Origin of the sequence: Brevundimonas bacteroides DSM 4726 (assembly GCF_000701445.1) — a bacterium.
Classification (GTDB): domain Bacteria; phylum Pseudomonadota; class Alphaproteobacteria; order Caulobacterales; family Caulobacteraceae; genus Brevundimonas; species Brevundimonas bacteroides.
On the sequence record NZ_JNIX01000016.1, the window covers coordinates 106,229 to 126,111 of the forward strand.

20 protein-coding genes are annotated in these 19,883 nt (G+C 70.3%); 7 read left to right on the forward strand and 13 right to left on the reverse strand.

Annotated features, from left to right (window positions below; genetic code table 11):
• Positions 1-77 precede the first annotated feature (77 nt).
• Genes Q333_RS0114620 through gspG form a run of 6 tightly spaced genes read right to left on the reverse strand, consistent with a single transcriptional unit; the run spans position 78 to position 5,538 of the window.
• Positions 78-1,226 (reverse strand): GNAT family N-acetyltransferase, encoded by a 1,149-nt coding sequence (locus Q333_RS0114620; protein WP_029417990.1) that lies wholly within the window; start codon positions 1,224-1,226, stop codon positions 78-80.
• A gap of 55 nt (positions 1,227-1,281) precedes the next feature.
• Entirely contained in the window at positions 1,282-3,324 is a 2,043-nt protein-coding gene (gene gspD, locus Q333_RS0114625; protein WP_029417991.1) for a type II secretion system secretin GspD, read from the reverse strand.
• A gap of 9 nt (positions 3,325-3,333) precedes the next feature.
• On the reverse strand, positions 3,334-4,224 hold the full coding sequence (locus Q333_RS0114630) for a type II secretion system protein N (protein WP_029417992.1): 891 nt from the start codon (positions 4,222-4,224) through the stop codon (positions 3,334-3,336).
• The gene (gene gspI / locus Q333_RS0114635) at positions 4,221-4,592 is read right to left on the reverse strand and encodes a type II secretion system minor pseudopilin GspI (protein WP_029417993.1); all 372 of its coding nucleotides are present in this window, start codon (positions 4,590-4,592) and stop codon (positions 4,221-4,223) included. Before gspI ends, Q333_RS0114630 begins: the two co-directional genes overlap by 4 nt.
• Positions 4,592-5,074 (reverse strand): GspH/FimT family pseudopilin, encoded by a 483-nt coding sequence (locus Q333_RS0114640; RefSeq protein ID WP_029417994.1) that lies wholly within the window; start codon positions 5,072-5,074, stop codon positions 4,592-4,594. The genes gspI and Q333_RS0114640 overlap by 1 nt, the downstream gene beginning before the upstream one ends.
• Entirely contained in the window at positions 5,074-5,538 is a 465-nt protein-coding gene (gene gspG, locus Q333_RS0114645; RefSeq protein WP_029417995.1) for a type II secretion system major pseudopilin GspG, read from the reverse strand. Before gspG ends, Q333_RS0114640 begins: the two co-directional genes overlap by 1 nt.
• Positions 5,539-5,714: 176 nt before the next feature.
• Between gspG and gspL the strand changes: the two genes are divergently transcribed.
• Genes gspL through Q333_RS0114665 form a run of 4 tightly spaced genes read left to right on the forward strand, consistent with a single transcriptional unit; the run spans position 5,715 to position 9,959 of the window.
• The gene (gspL, locus tag Q333_RS0114650; protein WP_051651355.1) at positions 5,715-6,770 is read left to right on the forward strand and encodes a type II secretion system protein GspL; all 1,056 of its coding nucleotides are present in this window, start codon (positions 5,715-5,717) and stop codon (positions 6,768-6,770) included.
• Positions 6,767-7,258 (forward strand): type II secretion system protein GspM, encoded by a 492-nt coding sequence (gene gspM, locus Q333_RS0114655; RefSeq protein WP_029417997.1) that lies wholly within the window; start codon positions 6,767-6,769, stop codon positions 7,256-7,258. Before gspL ends, gspM begins: the two co-directional genes overlap by 4 nt.
• Positions 7,255-8,739 (forward strand): type II secretion system ATPase GspE, encoded by a 1,485-nt coding sequence (gene gspE, locus Q333_RS0114660; RefSeq protein WP_029417998.1) that lies wholly within the window; start codon positions 7,255-7,257, stop codon positions 8,737-8,739. The genes gspM and gspE overlap by 4 nt, the downstream gene beginning before the upstream one ends.
• Positions 8,739-9,959: a type II secretion system F family protein gene (locus Q333_RS0114665; RefSeq protein ID WP_029417999.1), complete on the forward strand. Its 1,221-nt coding sequence runs from the start codon at positions 8,739-8,741 to the stop codon at positions 9,957-9,959. The genes gspE and Q333_RS0114665 overlap by 1 nt, the downstream gene beginning before the upstream one ends.
• A gap of 10 nt (positions 9,960-9,969) precedes the next feature.
• On the opposite strand, the gene Q333_RS0114670 is transcribed toward Q333_RS0114665, so the two are convergent.
• Positions 9,970-10,728 carry a hypothetical protein gene (locus Q333_RS0114670; RefSeq protein WP_029418000.1) on the reverse strand — a complete coding sequence of 253 codons (759 nt, stop codon included), beginning with the start codon at positions 10,726-10,728 and terminating at the stop codon, positions 9,970-9,972.
• A gap of 38 nt (positions 10,729-10,766) precedes the next feature.
• Here Q333_RS0114670 and Q333_RS0114675 point away from each other — a divergent pair, with 38 nt between their 5' ends.
• Positions 10,767-11,396 (forward strand): prepilin-type N-terminal cleavage/methylation domain-containing protein, encoded by a 630-nt coding sequence (locus tag Q333_RS0114675; protein WP_029418001.1) that lies wholly within the window; start codon positions 10,767-10,769, stop codon positions 11,394-11,396.
• Entirely contained in the window at positions 11,393-12,220 is an 828-nt protein-coding gene (locus Q333_RS0114680) for a type II secretion system minor pseudopilin (RefSeq protein WP_051651356.1), read from the forward strand. The genes Q333_RS0114675 and Q333_RS0114680 overlap by 4 nt, the downstream gene beginning before the upstream one ends.
• On the opposite strand, the gene Q333_RS16690 is transcribed toward Q333_RS0114680, so the two are convergent.
• Positions 12,217-12,579: a DUF2200 domain-containing protein gene (locus Q333_RS16690; protein WP_342667402.1), complete on the reverse strand. Its 363-nt coding sequence runs from the start codon at positions 12,577-12,579 to the stop codon at positions 12,217-12,219. The genes Q333_RS0114680 and Q333_RS16690 overlap by 4 nt on opposite strands.
• Positions 12,580-12,641: 62 nt before the next feature.
• A complete protein-coding gene (locus Q333_RS0114690; protein ID WP_051651357.1) occupies positions 12,642-15,650 on the reverse strand; it encodes a TonB-dependent receptor in 3,009 nt (1,002 codons plus the stop codon).
• A gap of 148 nt (positions 15,651-15,798) precedes the next feature.
• On the opposite strand from Q333_RS0114690, the gene Q333_RS0114695 reads away from it, so the two are divergent.
• Positions 15,799-17,166, forward strand: coding sequence for a pectate lyase (locus Q333_RS0114695; protein ID WP_029418004.1), 1,368 nt, complete (start codon positions 15,799-15,801; stop codon positions 17,164-17,166).
• 3 nt (positions 17,167-17,169) lie between these two features.
• On the opposite strand, the gene Q333_RS0114700 is transcribed toward Q333_RS0114695, so the two are convergent.
• From Q333_RS0114700 to Q333_RS0114715, 4 genes are all read right to left on the reverse strand, one after another.
• Complete coding sequence (locus Q333_RS0114700; RefSeq protein ID WP_029418005.1) at positions 17,170-18,765, reverse strand: carboxylesterase/lipase family protein; 1,596 nt, start codon at positions 18,763-18,765, stop codon at positions 17,170-17,172.
• The gene (locus tag Q333_RS0114705) at positions 18,762-19,115 is read right to left on the reverse strand and encodes a hypothetical protein (protein ID WP_029418006.1); all 354 of its coding nucleotides are present in this window, start codon (positions 19,113-19,115) and stop codon (positions 18,762-18,764) included. Before Q333_RS0114705 ends, Q333_RS0114700 begins: the two co-directional genes overlap by 4 nt.
• Positions 19,112-19,456, reverse strand: coding sequence for a glycine zipper 2TM domain-containing protein (locus tag Q333_RS16695; RefSeq protein WP_051651358.1), 345 nt, complete (start codon positions 19,454-19,456; stop codon positions 19,112-19,114). The genes Q333_RS0114705 and Q333_RS16695 overlap by 4 nt, the downstream gene beginning before the upstream one ends.
• A 142-nt stretch (positions 19,457-19,598) precedes the next feature.
• Positions 19,599-19,883, reverse strand: a 285-nt coding sequence (locus Q333_RS0114715) for an EF-Tu C-terminal domain-related protein (protein WP_029418008.1), incomplete at its 5' end; no start/stop codon positions are given.

The window sequence follows — 19,883 nt, forward strand, 5'->3', positions numbered from 1 at the left end:
CGGGATCGTCTTAGGCGTCGCCGCGATCAGGTTCAATGAATCGGCTAGGTCCTCGGCGCATGGTCGAATGTGGGCGGTCAGCTCTGCCGATACGGCGACAACTCTGCCGTCAGCCCGGCGATCTCCGCCTCCACACCCCGCCGCTCCTGCTCCAGGTAGCGATCCACCGGCACGCGAAGCGCCATATCGGCGATGTGGTGGGCGGAGTGTACGGGGGTGGGGAGGTAGCCGCGGGCGATCTTGTGCTCGCCCTGGGCGCCCGCCTCGACGCGGGACAGGCCGCGCGAGATGGCGAAGTCGATGGCCTGGTAGTAGCAGAGCTCGAAATGGAGGAAGGGCACCTCCTCCAGCGCGCCCCACTGGCGGCCGTAGAGGGCGTCGCGGCCGATGAAGTTGAGGGCGCCTGCGATCGGCGTCTTGTCCCGGAAGGCCATCATCAGGGCGATGCGGTCGGCCATCGTCTGGCCCACCATCGAGAAGAAGGCGCGGGTCAGATAGGGGCGGCCCCACTTGCGCGACCCCGTGTCCATGTAGAAGGCGAAGAAGGCGTCCCAGTGGGCCTCTCTGACATCACTCCCTGTCAGGACGCGGATGTCGAGCCCGGCGTGGGCATCACGCCGTTCGCGGCGGATGGTCTTTCGTCGGTTCGACGACAGGGCGGCGAGGAAGTCGTCGAAGGTCTGATAGCCGTCGTTGCGCCAGATGAACTGCATGTCCTGACGCAGCAGCAGGCCTTGGTCGCCCATCAGCCGCCACTCGGCCTCGGTCGGGAAGTTGACGTGCAGGGACGACAGGTCCAGCCGCTCGCACAGGGTCAGGGCGCCGTGGATCAGGGCCTCGCCCACCGTCGCGGCGTCGACGTCCGGATGGGCGATCAGGCGCGGCCCGGTCGCAGGTGTGAAGGGCACGGCGGACAGGAGCTTGGGATAGTAGCGCCCGCCCGCCCGCTGATAGGCGTCGGCCCAGCTGTGGTCGAAGACGTACTCCCCCTGGCTGTGGCCCTTGAGCCAGAGGGGCATGATCCCGATGACCCGGTCGTCGGGGTCCCGCAACGTCAGGTGCCGCCCGGCCCAGCCCTGACGCGGGACGGCGCTGCCCGAGGCCTCGCAGGCGTGGAGGAAGTCGAATGACACGAACGGGTCGCCGGTCGGGAGCGCGCAGGCGTCCCAGGCCTCGCGGCCAATGGCGGAGACGGTGTCGTGGACCTGAAGGGTGAAGTCGTTCACCCCGGCCTTCTCCCCTCCCCGATCCGGACCGGGCAAGAGGCGATTGCGCGTCGCGTCAAAACACCTCGTCCACGTCGGGCTCCAGCCTCGGCGTCGACTGCAGCGCAGGCGGCCGCGACGGGTCGATCCGCACTGGCTCGGCGGCGCGCAAGCGGTCGTAGCTCTCCTGCGCCGAGGCGGCCACGTCGGCGGCGTCCCGCAGGATCGTGGGCTTGAGGAAGATGAACAGGGTGCGGCGCGTCTGGCTGTCGTTCCGCGAGCGGAAGGCGTTGCCGATCAGGGGGATGCTGGCCAGACCCGGCACGCGGCTGTTGCCGATCTGGCGGTCGTCGGTGACCAGGCCGCCCAGGACGATGGTCTCGCCGTCGTCGGCCAGCACGCTGGTCTGGATGCTGCGCCGGTTGGTGATCAGGTCGGCCGCGCCCGTGACCGTCGTGGTGACCAGCGACGACACCTCCTGGCTGACCTCCAGCCGCACCGTCTCGCCTTCGTGCACGCGCGGCACGACGCGCAGCGTCAGGCCCACGTCCTCGCGGCTAATGGTGGTGAAGGGGTTGGTCGAGTTGCCGTCGGTCGCGAAGCTGCCGGTCCGGAACGGCACGTTCTGACCGACCACGATCTCGGCCGGTTCGTTGTCCAGGACCGTCACGCTGGGCGAGGACAGGAGATTGGCCGCAGAGTTGGTGCCGAGCGCTTGGAGCAGCACGCCAAACTCGCCCTCCTCGCCCGCCGCGACCGACAGGCCCGACGACAGCAGACGCCCGGCCGGATAGCCCAGCGCCGTCAGCACGGTCGACAGCGAGGATCCCGCATTGCCGAAGGAGGTGCCGCCGACGACGCCCGTGTCGGGCACGGCGCCGCCGAGGCCCAGCTGAACGCCGATCTGCTCGCCGAGCTCGCCGGTGATCTCGACGATGGCGACCTCGATCTTGACCTGGGCGCGGCGCAGATCGAGCTGGCTGATCAGCTCCTCCAGCATCTGCACCGTCGCGGGCGGGCCGCGCATGACGACCGCGTTCAACTCCGGCGAGGCCTGGACCGTCACGCCATCGAGCGTGAAGCCCGTCGGCCGCGCCGCCGGACCGCCCGTGCCAGGCTGAGGCAGGGATCCCCCCTCCCCGCCCGAGGTGATGGCCGCCGCGGCCTGGGCCGCCGTGTCGCGGTTCGAGGCCGAAAGGCTGGCCAGGCCGGTGTCGTTGCGCAGCGAGCGCGCCACGGCGTTGGTCGCCGGACCCTCGCCGCCCAGCAGGCCTCGCACGATGTCGGTGATCGCCTCGGCGTCGGAGTTCCGCAGGCGCACCACGCGGGTGATCGGCGTCGCGCCACCCGGCGTGTCCAGCGCCGCCACGATCGAGCGCGCCTGGGCGATATCGGCCGCGTCGCCCCGGATCAGCAGGACGTTGGACCGCTCGTCCGCCGTCACGCGCGGCCCACCGGCGTCGGAGCCCAGCAGGGCACCCACCGACGCCGCCACATCGGTCGCCGAGGCGTATTGCAGGGCGATGGCGTCGAACGACGACCCGCCGCCCCGGTCCAGCGTGGCCGCCAGCGCCTGCACCCGGGCGATGTTCTCGGCGTAGTCGGTGACGACCACGGCGTTGGGCTCGGTCAGGGCCTCGATGGCCCCGAACGACGACACCAGCGGCCGCAGCGCCCGCACGGCCTGGTCGCTGGGCAGGTTCCGCAGCCGCACCAGCCGCGTCACGATCTGCTGGCTGGAGCTGGCCGCGCCGGTCTCGGACGCCCCGCTCTGAACCACGCTGGCTTGGGGCACGATGCGCCAGACGTTTCCGCTGCGCACCGCCGCGAACCCCGAGGTGCGGAGCACCGAGAGGAACAGCTCCCACACGCCGTTACGACTCAGCGGCTGGGCCGAGACGACGTTGACCTGTCCCTGCACCTGCGGGTCGAGCACGAGGGTGCGGCCGGTGATGCGGCTGACCTGTTCGGCCACGTCCTTGATGTCGGCGCCGCGCATGTTGATGACCACGTCCTGCATGGCCTCGGGCGGCGGGGCGACAGTTTGGGCGAGCGGCGCGGTCGCGGCCACGGTCAGGGCCATGACGCTGGCAGTGGTCAGGCGGAGGAGTTTGGTCACGCCGGGCTCCTAGCGAAGCGGAAAGGTGAAGGTGAGACGTCGGCCGTCGCGGTTGACGACCACGCGGGCCTGTCCGGCCGCGCGCGCCTGTTCGAACAGCTGCTGGTCGCTGGTCGCGCCCGAGACGGGCTGTCCGTTCAGGCTCTCGATGACATCGCCGGGCTGGAGGCCGAAGCGGCGCAGTTCGGCCGAAGGGTTCGGGCCGACGCGATAGCCGGACGCCGTGGCCGAAACGCCGGACGCGCCGGCGGCGGCGGCGACATTCGGGGTCGCCCCGGAGTCGATCGGCGGAGGCGCGGGTCGGGCGGCGGCGGCGCTGGCCACCGGCGAGGCGGCGGCCAGGGCGGCGGCGGCCTGGGGCGTCGGAGTCGGCGGCCCGACCGGCGTGACCGTGATGCCCGCACCGGGCGCGGCCGCCGTCGGATCGACCGGAGCGACGACGGGCTGGGGGAAGTCCAGACGCTCGCGCGTCCCGCCGACGTTCAGGATCACATGGTCGATCTCAATAGACTCGATCACCGCGTTCGCCGCCGGGCTTTGACCGACGCCATAGATCGTGGCCGGACCCTCTCCGACCGCGATCAGGGCCGTCGATGCGCTGGGCGGGTAGGCCGCCAGCACGCCCTTCAGGACCAGTCCCAGGCTGGACGCGGGAAGACCGCCGACCGAGGCCGCACCCCCGCCGAAGGGTGCGAGGGTAACGATGCGCGCCACGTCCGGGTCCTGCCCACCGGCCTGAATACCGAGCGGCGGCAGGCTTTCGGCGACGGCGACTTCGCTGCGCCCGTCGTCCCACCCGACGAGCCGCCACGTCAGGGCCGCGAGCGCCCAGGCGATCGATCCGACCACCAGCACGCTGACGGCCCGCAAGGCCAGCTCGTTCCTGCGCTCCGGGGTCACGCCGCGCTTCCCAGCTGGTCGACGAAGCCGGACAACTGGATGGTCTCCTCGCCCGAGCCCGCCGGACCGACTGCGACCTCGACGGCGATCAGGTCGGGATCTTCGGTGGCCCGGCGGCTGACCCGCACATCCCACTGCCGCGCCATCATGGTGACGGTTGAGACATCCGCAGCGGCCGCCCCGCCCTTCAGGTTCAGCTCGGTCAGCCGGTTCTCGGCCACCCACTGGGCGACAACCCGATCCTCCAGCCCGCGCACCCCGTCGACATGGGCCTGGGTCGCGCGGGTCAGGCCCACCGTGGCGATGGCCAGGATGAACATGGCGACCAGCGCCTCCATCAGGGAATAGCCAGACCGGCGCGCGCCCATCACGCCGCCTCGTCCGTCACGGGCCGCGCCACGGCGTTGAGCCCGTCGAACTCGACCCGCCAGCGCCGCTCGCCCTTGGCCAGGCCGAAGGCGGCGACGGGTTGCGCGCCGTCCGGATCGATGGTCACGGGCGAGGTCGTCTCCAGCCCGATCAGGGTCACGCCAGCCGGCAGGGCGTGCCGTTCCGCCAGCGCCTCGAGCCCCTCGGCCGCCGCGCCGTCGGGCCGCACGAAGCCGTAGCCCTCGCCATCGAACGCCAGGGCTAGGGGCCGTCGCGTCACCAGCACGTCGTCCGCGGCCAGCCGCAGTCGGTCGGCCAGCCGGTTGGCCTCGGTCTCCACGCCCATGCCGCGATCCGCCGCGCCCACGCCCAGCGTCACAACCGCCGCCATGACCCCAACGATGGCCAGGACGACAAGAATCTCCACGAGGGTCATGCCCTCGCGCCGCATCCGCCTGAACTGTCCCCCGACAGCGGTCATCAGCGGCTCTTCTCCGTCAGATCGGCGTCCAGGCCTTCGCCGCCCTCCTCGCCGTCCTTGCCGAGGCTGAACAGGTCATAGGCGCCCGACTGGCCGGGGCTGCGATAGACGTAGTCGCGGCCCCAGGGGTCCTGCGGCAGTTCGGTCAGATAGGGTTCGGTCGGATAGGCGCGCGGCGCGGGCGGCGCGGTCGGACGCTCGACGAGCGCGTTTAGCCCCTGCTCCGTCGTCGGATAGTCGCCGTTGTCCAAACGGTACATGCGCAGCGCCGTCGCCACCGTCTTCAGGTCTGTCTTGGCCACGGTGACTCGCGCCTCGTCGGGACGGCCGATCACGTTCGGCACGATCAAGACGGCAACGACCGCGATGATCGCCAGAACGACGATCATCTCGACCAGAGTCAGTCCATCGCGCCGACGCGAAAGACCAGATGCCCATTTGTGACGCTTGGGCGAAGTCATCATGACACTTTTTCTCGATGGGGCCGCCCGTAGCGACAGCCTGTTTTTCGCTGCTATAGACCGCCTCGTGGCCCTGGACCACGCCCTTCTGTCACGGACTTCCGATGCCCGGTCGACCCGCCCGTTCGAACCTTCCGAGCCGAGGCTTATGGCGTATCGTCGATGACAGAATCTTTGCGGTGGACCGCGCCTGGGCGGGGCCGACCACGGTTCTGGTGCCTTCGGAAGACGTCCTGACCCTGACGGTCGACCTGCCCTTCGCCACGCGGGCGCAGCGCCTTTCACATCTTCCGTATGCGATGGAAGACGCCGTCGCCGAGCCGCTGGCCAATCTCCACTTCGCGCTCGGCCAGGAGGTCGCTCCGCGCCGTCATATCGCCGGGGCCGTCCGCCGCGCCCGGATGGATCAATGGATCGCCCTTCTGGCTGAGGCCGATCTGGACGCGGCGATTCTGCTGCCCGACGCCCTGACCCTGCCGGTCCCGCCCCCCGGGGTCTGGGCCGTCCGGAAGGCCGAGGGCGGCCGCGCCCTGATCCGGACCGACAGTGGCTCAGGCTTCGCCGTGCCGCTGGCCATGCTCAACTCCGCCTGGACGGCGGCGGGCAAGCCCCGCATCGCCGCGCTGGGCGAACCCCTGCCCGACGCCATGGCCGAGGGGGTGGACGCGACCGCCGCCGTGGTCGACCCGGCGGGCGACCCGCTCCTGGTCCTGCCCCCGCTGGACCTGCGTCAGGGTCCCTATGCCGCGACCCGTCCCACCGACCTGTCCGCCGGGCGCACGCTGGCCTGGGTCGCCGGGATCGGTGTGATCGCCCACATCGCCATCCTCGGGATCGATGCGCTCCTGCTGCACGGCATGGCCGAGCGCAAGGAGGCCGAGGCCCGCGCCGTGCTCCAGTCCGTCGCCCCCCAGGTCGCCGCCACCGACGACCCCGTCGCCGCCGCCGACCGCCTGCTGCGGGGCAGCGGGTCGGGGGCCAAGCCCTTCACCGGCCTGCTCAGCCGCACGTCCCAGGCCCTGCCCGGAGGCGGCGTCGTCGCCTTCAACCGGCTGGCCTATGAGCCGAGCGGGCTTGATCTCGCCGTCGTCGTGCCGGACGCCTCGACGCTCGACCGGGCGGTGGCGGCGCTGAACGCCTCGGGCCTGACCGCGACCGGCCAGCCCGGCGTCGCCGACGCCGCCGCCGCGAGCGGTGGGCTGAACGCCACCATCACGGTCGGAGGCGCCCGATGAGAGCCCCCGTCCTCCTGACCCGCGCGTCGCCGGCGATCGACTCCGCCGCCGCCTGGTACGCCGCCCGGTCGCGGCGCGAGCAGATCCTGCTGGCCGGGCTCGGCGGGCTGCTGGCCGGGGCGGTGCTGTGGCTCCTGATCCTGCGCCCCCTGCTCGACGCGCGCACGGCTTCCGTCGCCCGGATCGCCGCCTATGAAGAGGTCATGGTCCGCGTCCGCACCGCCGGGCCTCCGGGACCGATGGTGGCCGGGCTGGACGGCCCGCTGGACACCGCCATCCCGACCCAGGCCGCGACGTTCGGCGTCGTTCCGACCGTGGCCATGGACGGCGAGGCCGCGACCGTCACCGTGTCCGAGGGCCGCTACGACAGCCTGATCCCCTGGCTCTCGGCGCTGGAGGCCTCCGGCGCGGTCCTGTCCTCGGTCGAACTTCAGCGCGGTAGCCAGCCCGGGGCCGTCAACGCCACTCTGAGGGTCGAACGCCCATGACCCTCGCCGAAGACCGTCCCGCCGCCGCCACCCTGGGCTATGCCTTCGCCCGGCGTCACGGGGCCATGATCGTCACCAGCGGCGACCGGCCCGTCTGCCTGCACCGCCGCTCGGCCACGCTGGAGACCCTGCTCGAGGTCCGCCGCGTCGCCGGGACCGACCTCGCCTTCGAGGCCGTGGACGACGACCGTTTCGATGCGGTCCTGCGCGACCAGACCGGGGGCGAGGCCGCGCCCGCCGCCGACATCGCCGCCTCCGAGGACGATCTGAAGGCGCTCGCCGACGAGGCCGCCGTCATCGACGACCTGCTGGACAGCCGCGACGACGCCCCGGTCGTGCGCCTCATCAACGCCCTCCTCCTCCAGGCCATCCGCGACGGCGCGTCGGACATCCACATCGAGGCCGAGGAGAAGCGTCTCGTCGTCCGCTTCCGCATCGACGGCGTGCTGCGAGAAGTGCTGGAGCCCGCCCGCGCGCTCGCCCCCCTCCTGGTCAGCCGCATCAAGGTCATGGCGCGGCTGGACATCGCCGAAAAGCGCGTGCCCCACGACGGCCGGGTGACGCTGCGCATCGGCGGGCTGGACGTTGACGTCCGCGTTTCGACAATCCCGTCCCAGTACGGCGAGCGGGTGGTGCTGCGTCTGCTGGATCGCGGCTCGACCAGCCTCGACCTCGCCCAGCTCGGCATGGCCCCTCGCGATCTGGAGACCTTCGAGCGGCTGATCGCCCGGCCGCACGGCGTCATCCTGGTCACCGGACCGACCGGCTCGGGCAAGACGACCACGCTCTATTCGGCCCTGACCCGCCTGAACGACCGCCGCCGCAACATCATGACGGTCGAGGACCCGATCGAATACGCACTGGACGGCATCGGCCAGATGCAGGTGAACTCCAAGATCGACCTCACCTTCGCCCGGGGCCTGCGGGCGATCCTGCGCCAGGACCCCGACGTCATCATGGTCGGAGAGATCCGCGATCACGAGACGGCCGAGGTCGCCGTGCGGGCCTCCATGACCGGCCACCTGATGCTGTCGACCCTGCACACCAACACGGCCGTCGGCAGTGTGACCCGCCTGATCGACATGGGCGTGGAACGCTATCTGCTGGCCCCCATGCTGACCGGCCTGATCGCCCAGCGTCTGGTCCGCCGCCTCTGCCCCCACTGCCGCCGCGAGGACACGGCGACCCAGGCCGACAGCGAACTGACCGGCGGCGCGATCAAGGTCGGGGCGCGCGTCTTTCGCCCCGTCGGCTGCCCCCCGTGCCGGGGCGAAGGCTACAAGGGCCGCCTCGGCGTCTATGAGGTGATCGAGGTCGACCCGGCGATGCAGCAGGCCGTCCACGACGGCGCGGGCGAGCCTGATCTGGTGCGGCTGGCCCGTCAGCGCGGTCCGGGCCTGCTCGAAGACGGCGCGGCCAAGGCCATGGCGGGTGAAACCTCGGTGCAGGAGGTCGCGCGCGTGGTCCGCGAGGACGTCTGATGCCCGTCTACGCCTGGCAAGCCGTCGACGCCGAGGGGAAGCCTCACAAGGGCACCATCGAGGCCGCGTCCGACGTCGGCGCGCGCCAGCTGGTCCGCGACCGGGGCCTGCTTCCCACGGGGGTGACCCTCGCCGGCGACACGACGCGGACGAAAGGCGCCGGGATCACCCTGTTCAGGCGCGGCGTCTCCTCCAAGACGCTCGCCGCCGTCACCCGCCAGCTCTCGACCCTGATCGGCTCGGACATCCGCATCGAGGAGGCGCTCCGTATCGCCGCCCAGCAGACGGAGGGCCAGCCCGTCGCCGTCGTCCTGACCGACGTCCGCGCCGCCATCCTGGAGGGCCGCAGCTTCGCCGCCGCCCTGGGCCGGCACCCCAAGGTTTTTCCCGAATTCTACCGCGCCTCGATCGCCGCCGGGGAACAGTCGGGCAAGCTGTCGACCGTTCTGGCCCACCTGACCGAGTTCGTGGGCAATCAGGAGAAGGCGCGCCGCAAGGTCCAGCTGGCGCTGCTCTATCCCGCCCTGCTCGCGGGTGTATCGCTGCTGATGATCACCCTGATGATGGTCTATGTGGTGCCCGACATTGTGCGCGTCTTCGTCTCGCGCGGGGCCGAGCTGCCCTTCCTGACCCGCGCCCTGATCGCGCTGTCGGCCTTCGTCCAGAGCTTCGGCGTCTACGTCCTGATCGCTCTGGGCGTCGCGGGCGTCGCCTGGAACCGCTGGCTGGCGATCCCCGCCAACAGCCGTCGCTTCGCCGAGTTCCTGCTCAAGACCCCGCCCTTCGCCGGCTTCGTCCAGCACCTGAACGCGGCCCGGTTCGCGGGGTCGCTGGCGACGCTGGTCCGCTCCGACGTGCCCCTGGTCGAGGCGCTCCAGGCCGCCGCCGCCGTGACACCCAACGCCTTCGCCCGCGAACGCGCCCTCGTCACCGCCGCCCGCGTCCGCGAGGGCTCGTCGCTGCGCCGCGCCATGGCCGAGGCCGATGTCTTTCCCCCGCTCCTGCTCGCCATCGTCGCGGCGGGCGAACAGTCGGGCAAGCTGGGACTGGGTCTGGAGCGCGCGGCCCAGGACCTTGAGCAGGAGCTGGACTCGCTCGTTCAGGCCCTCGTTTCGCTGGTCGAGCCGGGCGTGCTGCTGGTCATGGGCGGCATCGTGCTGCTGATGGTGCTGGCCATCCTCATGCCGATCGTGAACCTCAACAACCTGGCGGGGTTGTGAGGCGCCCGGCCTACAGGCTGCCTTCGAACCTCACCGGCGCCGTCATACCGGGGATCAGGCCGACGCCGCCCGCCTCGATCGACGCCGTCAGCCCCCCGTCGGCCTGCACCCGCGCCTGCATCACCGCCTCGCCCGAGCCGTCGCGGTTCAACGTCACCAGGGTCGAGCCCTCGTCCGCCGTCACCGTGCCCGCCAGCGCCGGGACCGGCGTCCCTGCCCCGCCGCCGGTGAGGGCGCACTGTCCCGCCGAGGTCGTGATCGTCCCCTCGCCCTCCGGCGCGCCCCGGATCGACAGCCGCGCCACGTCCAGCTGCGCCACCGGATCGCAGACAAAGGGCATGGCAGGGGCGACCGCGTTCAGCAGCCGCATTGATGCCGTCCCCTCCAGATCGCGCACCAGCACCCGCCCCGGCCGCACCAGCGCCTCGGCCGTCGCCTCCGTGTCGGGCCCGCGCAAGCGTATCCGCTCCACCGCCGCCAGGCTGAACAGGGACGCGAACGGCCTCAGGCTCCAGCCCGCGCCGAACCCGCCCGGCAGCGCTCGCTCGCCCGCCCAGACGGTGCCCACCGCCTGGCGTTCGCCATTCGAGGAGCGCGGCGTCACGATCTCCGCCGGGGCCATCGCCACCAGCCCGATCAGGAACGACCCTGCCGCCACGCAGCCCAGCACCACGCGCCAGCGCGTGATCTTGACCGCCAGGCGCTCGAACTGAAATGCGCCCCCGGCCCGTCCGCCTTCGCCGTCGCGTGTCCGCCAGACCTTCAGCATGGGCTCTCCCTTGTCGGCGCCTCGATAGCACGCCGCGCGTGACAACGAAGCGGCGCCGCGACGGTTTCACCCTGGTCGAGGTCCTGATCGCGCTCGCTCTGTTCGCCCTGATCGGGGTGGCCGGCTTCACCCTCCTGAACAGCGTCCTCCGCACCCAGGGCGCGACCGAGACCCGGCTCGACCGCATGGCCGAGATTCAGCGCGCCATGCTTGTCGTCACCTCCGACCTCGATCAGGTGACGGGCTCGGTCGCGGGCGGGGGCGGCGCCCTGTCGATCCGCAAATTCGACGCCGCCGGCAACGTGGTGGCGGTCCGGTATGAGCTCGCCGGGGACCGCATCAACCGCATCGTCAGCGGCCCGGCCGGAGAGCGCGTCCAGGCCCTGCTGACGGGCGTCGCCGACGCGCGATGGAGCTTTCACCAACGGCGCGGGACCTGGCTCGAGACATGGCCCCTGCCCGCACCCTCGGCGGCGGCGCCGGGGGTCGGTGTGCGCGGACAGCCCACGCGGCTTGTGGCTGACGAGGGCCTGACGGCAGTCGCGCTCGACCTCACGCTCAACGGCGTCGACGGCCGCCCCGGCGCGACGGTGCGCCGCGTCGTCTCCATCCCCCTGACCGACGCCCCCGAGGCGGCCGTTCCGGCTCAGCCGGAGCCTGCGACATGACCCGGCGAGAGGGCATGATCCTGCTCAACGTCCTGCTGGTCATGGCCGTGGCCAGCGTCGCCGTGCTGATCATGATCGCGGCGCAGGACCTGGAGGTGCAGCGCTCCACCCGCCTGCGCGACGCCGCCCAGGCCAACGCCTATGCCCGCGCCGGCGAGCTCTCGGCCATCACGGCGCTGCGCCGCGACGGCCTGACGGCGTCCGCCACCGACAACCTGACCGAACCCTGGGCCCAGCTGGGCCAGCAGGACGTCTCCATCCCGGGCGGCCGCTTCGCCCTGGCCATCGAGGACGAGCAGGCCCGCTTCAACCTGAATGCCCTGAAGACCGGCGACCCCGGCCTGATCGACCTGTTCCAGAGGATCGGCGCCGAGCTCGACATCGACCCCGCCAGCGTGATCCGCATCGCCACCGTTGTCCGCGTCGCGGGTGGCATCACGGACGAAAGCCTGATCCTCGCGGCCGGCGTGCCGCGCGCCGATCTGGATCAACTTGCCCCCTACGTCGCCATCCTGCCCGGCACGACCAGCGTCAATCTGAACACCGTCCAGTTGCCGCTGCTGACCCTCATGACCCGCGACGCCGAGGTGGCGCGCAAGCTCATCGAGACCCGCACGCGGAAAGGCTACCTGACCCCCGCCGACCTCGCCGCCGAGGGCGCGCCGACGCTGATGGGGACCGGCTACACCTCGGACCACTACCGCGTCGTCACGACCGTCACGGTCGGCGGCGTCACCCAGGCGCTCGACAGCCGCATCGCGCGCGTGCGCGGCATCGGCACGGTCGATGTGGTGGTCACCGGTCGGCGGCGGACGGCTGGCTAGGCGCGCAGGATCTTCGCCATCGGCCGCCCCTTGGCCAGCTCGTCGATCAGCTTGTCGAGGTAGCGAATCTCGCGCATCAGCGGGTCCTCGACCGCCGCCACGTCGACCCCGCAGACCTTGCCCGTGATCAGGCTCCGCGCCGGGTTCAGCCGGGCGGTGTCGGCGAAGAACGTCTGGAAATCCGTCCCCGCCTCCAGATGCCGCTCCAGCTCGGCCTGATCGAAGCCGGTGTGCCAGCGGATGATCTGATCGACCTCCGCCTTCGTGCGCCTTTCTTCTGGGCCTCCGCGACATAGTGGCGATACACGCTGGCGACGCTCGTGGCGAAGATGCGATGGCTCACGGTGGACTCCGGACACAGAAGGGCCGGGGAAGGTCGCCCCTCCCCGGCCCCAAGTCTACGTTCAGGAGAGAACGAACTTTAGAAGCGGTAGCGGGCGCCCAGATAGAACTGACGTCCCGTGTGGTGATACACCGAGGTCGACTGACGGCTGTCGTCGCCGACGTACTGGTGGTTCTCTTCGTCGGTCAGGTTAAGCCCCTCGAACGTCAGGGTGATCTGGTCGGTCAGATTGAACGAGGCAGAGGCGTCGATGTTCAGCGTCTCCTGCTTGCCCTCGATCAGGTTGCCGTTCCGACCCGGTACGTTCTGCAGATAGGCCTCGCGATAGGCGGCCGAGACCCGCGCCGAGAACCGGTCGTCCTCATAGTAGAGCGTGCCATTGTAGGCCGTCGGCGACAGGTTGATCAGGTCGTTGGTGACGAAGGTCGAGCACAGGGCGTCGTTGCAGTAGTCGATCTCCGACTCCACCCGCGTGTAGTTCAGCTGCACCCCCAGGTTTTCCAGCGGGCCGGGAAGGAAGCGGAACGGCTGCTGGTAGCTGATCTCGAAGCCCCTCAGCGGCCCGCCCTCGGTGTTCACCGCACTGGTCAGCTGGAAGACGGTCGAGGACGAGCAGACACCCGTGCAGAAGGAAGGGGCGAAGGCCGACGGGTTCAGCGCCGTCAGCGCAGAGTATGGCAGGTCCTGACGGATGATCTGAATGTAGCTGTCGATGTCCTTGTAGAAGTACGCGAAGGACAGCAGGCTCTCTTCGGCGAAGTACCACTCCAGGCTCAGGTCATAGGTCTTGGCTCGGAACGGCTCCAGATTCACGTTGCCGATCGAGGCGGTGAAGTTCGGGCCCGTGGTCGACAGCGACGTCGTGGGCACCAGGTAGTTGGTGCCGGCCAGGGTGTTGCCGATCTGCGGGCGCGCCATCACCTTGGCCGCGCCGAAGCGGATGATGACGTCCTCCATCGGCTCCAGCGCCAGGTTCAGCGACGGCAGGGTGTCGTCATACTTGTTCTGGCCGGTGACCCGCGTGCCGCCGCCCGTGGACGAGTATCCCGCCGCGTTCAGCTCGGTATAGGCCCGGCGCACGCCGACGTTGCCCCGCAGCGGCATGCCGCCGATGTCGAGGTCGAAGTCCGCCTGGACGTAGTAGGCGAAATCGTTCTCCTCGATCGTCCGGTTGCCGCCCCGCGCATTGCCGTTGGTGATGCTGGTCAGGGTGAAGTCCCCACCCGGCACACCCGTGTTGCAGTTGCAGTAGATGTTGAACAGGCTGGCGATGGCGTCGAGGTTCGGCCGCACCCAGCTGCTCGGCGTGCCCGCCGGAATCAGGTCCTGGCCAAAGCCCGTCAGCAGGTTGGAGATCGAGGCCACCGTCTGCCCGGCGGGCAGGGTCGGCACTACCGTCTCGTCCGTACGCCGGAACTCCACCGAGTCCGAATAGTAGGTCTTTCCGTGCAGGCCGGCCCGCAACGTCAGCCAGTCGCGTGCGTCCCATTCGACATCGCCCGACACGGCTTCGAAGATGGTCGTCACAGCGTTCGGGCGCAGGCGGATTTCAGAGCGGGGCAGACTGGCCAGCGTGGTGCCCAGGCTCGCGTCGCGCCAGCTCCAGTTCGCCGGATTAGTCACGTCGAACCCGTAGTTCAGCACAGGCGTGTCCGCGTTGCCCCGGAAGTCGAACGAATAGCCCTGAGTGTTTTGGCGATCCAGCGTCACCGTCGTCTGCACCGGGTTATCGAAGTCCGACTGGGCCCGGCCGATGTAGAACCGCCCGCGCAGGGTGTCGGTGAAGTCCCGGTCGATCGACAGGCTGACCTGGTGGAACTCGGTCGACAACTCGTCGAACCGCTGCTCGGAGCGGATGTCGACGTTGTCGAACACGCCATAGACCAGGGCGTTGTTCTCGACGACCGCCTCGCGCACGCCGATCTGGGTCTGGCCGCCCGCCGCCGCGTTGCGGCTGAACGACAGGCTCTCCAGGAAGTCCTCCTGACGGGTCGCGTCCAGCTTGGAATATAGCACGTCCAGGCTGATGGTCGTCGCGTCATCCGGCCGGAACTGGAAGGCGCCGGTGACGCCCAGTCGCTCCTGGCTGTGGGTCAGGCGGCCATAGCGCGGCAGGCGCGGAATGAAGACATTTGCCTGGTTGGCGACGTTGTACGCGGCGATGTTCGAAGCTGTATTGGCCGGGCGGAGCACGTTGACCGCGCAGTTGGTCGCCGACGATCCGTTGGCCGTCGAGTTGCCGGGGTTCTGGGGCGTCACGCCCACCGGCGAGCAGAAGCCGCCCGAGTTGGTCGCTCCCGGCGCGGCTGCGGGCGCCCAGCGCACCGAGCTAAAGCCCTCTTCGAAGAGATCGCGTTCGGAGTAGGCGACCGACAGCAGAGCCCCGAACATCCCGTCGCCCCAGGTGTTGGACAACAGGATCGCGCCCCGCGGATTGGTCGTCTCCGACAGGTCGTTGTAGCCGGCCTGCGCCGAGGCCGCGAAGGTGAAGCCGTCGTCGTAGTCGAACGGACGCGCTGCCTGCAGGTCGATGGTGGCCCCCAGCGACCCTTCTTCCGTCTCGGCCGCCGCGGTCTTCCTCACTGTGATCGAGTTGAACAGCTCGGCGGCGAACACGTTGAAATCAAAGCCCCGACCCCGGTTGGCACCGCCCGACGAATCGGTACCGCCCGTGGTGGCCTGGGCCTCCATGCCGTTGATGCGCGTGCGGGTGAAGTCCGCCGACAGGCCGCGCACGGTCAAGGACCGCCCCTCGCCCGCGTCGCGGTCGATCGACACGCCCGGAATGCGCTGGATGGCCTCGGCCAGGTTCAGGTCAGGGAAGTCGGCGATATCCTCGGCGACGATGGCATCGACCACACCGACTTCGCGGCGCTTGACGTCCAGCGCGGCGCGCAGGCTCTGACGAAAGCCGGTGACGACGATCTCGTCGACCTGGGTTGCCTGCTCGTCCTGGGACGAGCTTTGGGGCGCGGTCTGGGCCGCTGCGGCGCCGACCCCCAACGTCAGGGCGATGGCCAGGCCGGACGCGCCAGCGACCAGCCCCCGACGATACGCGCGCACCCGCGCCGAGTGATCCGAAGTCATAGTGCCTCCTCCCAAGGTCATGTCATCGCGCCGACGTGGTCGCCGGTCTATGGTCTGGCCGTCGCGAGGCTGTCCCGCGCCGATTGACACCGGTATCATTTTCGAACGACATGCGTCCTGACACCGGTATCAATGCGAGCCTAACCTGATGACGACCGTTCTTGCAAGCCGTGTGTGTTTCGCGGTCGTCGCACTTCTGACGTCGTCCGCCGCCGATGACGCTGTCGCACGACAGGCCGCAGTGCCGGAGCCCCGCTCAGCTACCCTCGCCTTTCCCGGCGCGGACGGGGCCGGTCGCTTCGCCCTCGGCGGACGCGGCGGCGCTGTCCTGCGGGTCACCAACCTCAACGATTCCGGCGCCGGCAGCCTGCGCGCCGCGGTCGAGGCCGACGGGCCGCGCACCATCGTTTTCGACATCGGCGGCACGATCCGTCTCGCCTCCCCCCTGAGGATTCGCGAACCCCGCATCACCATCGCGGGCCAGACCGCGCCTGGCGGCGGGATTACCCTGCGCGGCCAGCCGCTGATCGTCTCGGCCGACGACGTTATCATTCGCAACATCCGCTCGCGCCTCGGCGACGAGGAGGGGGTCGAGGCCGACGCCGTCACCATCGACCGGGGGCAGAGGATTATCCTCGACCACGTATCCGCCTCCTGGTCGGTCGACGAGACCCTGTCGGTCGGCAGCCGCGATCGCCTGATCGACGACGTAACCGTCCAGTGGTCGATCATCTCCGAAAGCCTGAACCTGTCGGCCCATTCCAAGGGCGACCACGGCTACGGCTCCCTGATCCGCGCGGGACGCGGGGCAGAGTTCACCTTCCACCACAATTTGTGGGCCAGCCACCGCGCCCGCATGCCCCGCCCCGGCAACTATGTGACCCCGGATCAGGACCCCGAGGGCGCCCGCTTCGCCTTCATCAATAACGTTTTCTACAACTGGGGCGGAGAGCGCGCGGGCTATAACGCCGACCACGACCCGGCGACCGTCTCCACCTACGCCTTCATCGCCAACGCCTATCGCCGCGGCCCCGATTCGACTGGTGGCGTGATCTTCGAAGAAGAGAACGTGCTGGCCCGCGCCTGGTTCGAAGCCAACAGCCTGGACGGCGAAACCCCCGCCGATCCCTGGAGCCTCATCACGGGCGGCGATGGCGACGGCTACCACCTCCCAGCCCGCCCCGATTGGGCCCTGCCGACCGCCACCTCCGCCGCCGAGGCCGAGATGGCCGTACTTGCCCGCGCCGGAGCCTCCCGCGTCCGCGACGCCGTCGACGCCCGCGTCATCGCCTCGGTCCGCGATCGCACCGGCCGCATCATCGACAGCCAGGACCAGGTCGGCGGCTGGCCCGACCTCGACCCCGGCACGCCCTGGATCGACACCGACGGCGACGGCATGCCCGACGACTGGGAGCGCGCCCACGGCCACGACCCGGCCACGCCCGACGGCGCCGCCGACCCCGACGGCGACGGCTTCACCAACCTCGAGGGCTGGCTGAACAGCCTGGCGTCCTGACCCCTACTGCGTTACCGGCCCCAGCGCCGTCCCGCCCCAAAAGGCGCAGTTGCGCCGCTCGAAGAACCCATGGTCCATCCGGTCGCCCGCCGGATTGAACACGCGCACCGGTCCGCCGCCGTCGCTGACCTGCGCCCACTCCGCCTCAAAGCCCGGATCGTGCCCGAACCCGGCCCACAGCCGCATCATCCGGTCCGACAGCGCCCTCTGCTCCGGCGTCCACCGTCCCGTGTCCGTGAACAGCCATGACGTCCCGAACACCGACGCCAGCTCCGACGCATGATAGGCCCCCATGTCGATCCCCATGATCGCGTCGGGGACGACGAACGGCGGCTCCGGATCGGCGAACTCATAGCCGTAGACCGGCACATGGGCCGCCAGCACCCGCCTCAGCGCATCCGACGGACAGGCGAAGCGGCTGTCGGTGAAGCTGCGAGCGATCGCCACGCCTGGCCCGCCCTCCCCCACCGGATAGAGCGCGAGTGCACTCTCTCCGGCCTCGCCATACAGCCACCGCGTCTGGCGCTCGTAGCGATCCAGGCTTCTGACCTCGGTCGCGAACAACCGCGCCTCGTCCGCCGTTGTTCCGACGATCACGGGCACACGCACGAAGCGCCCCGCCGCAAACGCCGTGGGAGGGCTTTCCGGCACGATTCCGTCCGAATGCACTGGCCCCCACGATCCCGGCCCGTTGATCCCCGACCGGGGCGACGGGGCCCGCGCGATCCGCCACGCCGGCAACGCCCTCAGGCACGCCACGTCCCAGGCTTCGCACCCCAGCCCTTCCGCGAACGCCATGCCCTTCACCGCCTCGATCGCCGCCGGATTCAGCGAATGCGGCTCCAGGCACGGCCCGCTCTGCAGGATCACCCGGTGGAACAGCCCGTCGGACTGCGGCGAAGCCATGAGATAGCAGGCACTCCACGCCCCTGAACTCTCTCCGAACAGGGTCACGTCGCCGGGGTCGCCGCCGAAGGCCGCGATGTTGGCCTGTAGCCAGCGCAGCGCCGCCTGCTGGTCCATCAGGCCCCAGTTCCCGCCGACCCCGTCTCCCTCGGCCGCGAACTCCAGATGCGCCAGCCAGCCCAGAGCCCCCAGCCGGAAGTTGACCGTGACCACCACGCGCCCCTGCTCGGCCGCCAACCGGCTCGGGTCGTAGTTCGCCCCCGCCCCGATGGTGAAGGCCCCGCCGTGCAGGAACACCATGACCGGCAGCGCCGCCTCGCTCCTCGCGGGCGCATAGACGTTGAGGACCAGGCAATCCTCCGACCCCACCACGATCCCGCCGCCGCCCCCCAGCACGGCGTCCCGCCCGATCGCCTGGATGCAGTCCGACCCCAGCCGGGTTGCGTCCCGCACGCCCGCCCATGGCTCGCCTGGCCTGGGACTGCGCCAACGGAGCTCGCCCAGCGGCGGCGCGGCATAGGGCACGCCGAGAAACGCCCGCACACCCGCGCCCTCGACGCCTCTCACCTCCCCCGCCTGCGTCGTCGCCCGGACGAACGTCCGATCCGACGCGAACCGCACATGGTCCACGTCGCCGGGATGGGTGCAGGCGGCGAGCGCCAGCGCGAAGACCAGCACGAGCCTCCGGATCACGCGCCGTCCCCGCCGATCCTCAGGGCGTCGTGCCAGTCCACATAGGGGGTGTTCCGAACCATCTTCCGGTTCATGTCAGGCGCGCCGTCGATCCACCAGACCGGACCGCGCTCGCCGAGCGCGATCTTGGCGTCATTGACCTGCGCCCGCGCGATCCTCAGCGCCTCTGCATCCCCGCTCTTCAGCGCGACCCCGACCGCCCGCCGCGCCCGCATTAGCGCCTTGACCAACCGATCGCGCTCAATCGCCGCCAGCCCAGGATCGGAGCATCGCCACAGCCGCCCGCGCACGACAAAATACCGCCCGTCCGGCGTGACGGGATAGGGCGAGCGCTCGTTCGTCGAACTCAATAGTAGCCGTAGTCGCCCCGACGCGGCACGCGCTCATAGCCATAACGGCCGTCGCGGTTGTAGCCGCCGAAGCCGTAGCCGCAGGGATCCTCCCGCGCCGACAGCTGATTGCCGATCAGACCGCCGGCGATCGCGCCGATCGCGGCGCCCCGCTCCCGATCGTTCTCGCCGGCGATGGCCGCGCCCGCCAGCGCGCCCAGGGCGGCGCCGCTGGCCGTGGCGTAGCGCCGGTTCTCCGCATAATCGCGCTCGCATCGCGAGGCGTAATTGTCGGTGGTGGCGCAGGCGCCGGTCAGCAGGGTCGCGGCGGCTGCGACGCCCAGGGTCAGGACGGATTTCATCGGCGCTCTCCACGGTTCACCCGTGCTCAACGCCGCGCCGCCGAGCGGCGTTCCTCCCGCTTCCTTGTGGCCGAAAAGTCGACGAAAAAGCCCCGCCGGATCGCTCCGGCGGGGCTCTTCAGTACAACGTTGATCGTCGCTGTTAAGCGATGATCTTGGCCACGACGCCGGCGCCGACGGTGCGGCCGCCTTCGCGGATGGCGAAGCGGAGCTTCTCTTCCATGGCGATCGGGGTGATCAGCTCGACGTTCAGCTCGGCGTTGTCGCCGGGCATGATCATCTCAACGCCTTCCTTCAGCTGCACGATGCCGGTCACGTCGGTCGTGCGGAAGTAGAACTGCGGGCGGTAGTTGGTGAAGAACGGCGTGTGACGGCCACCCTCTTCCTTGGTCAGGATATAGGCCTCGGCCAGGAACTTGGTGTGCGG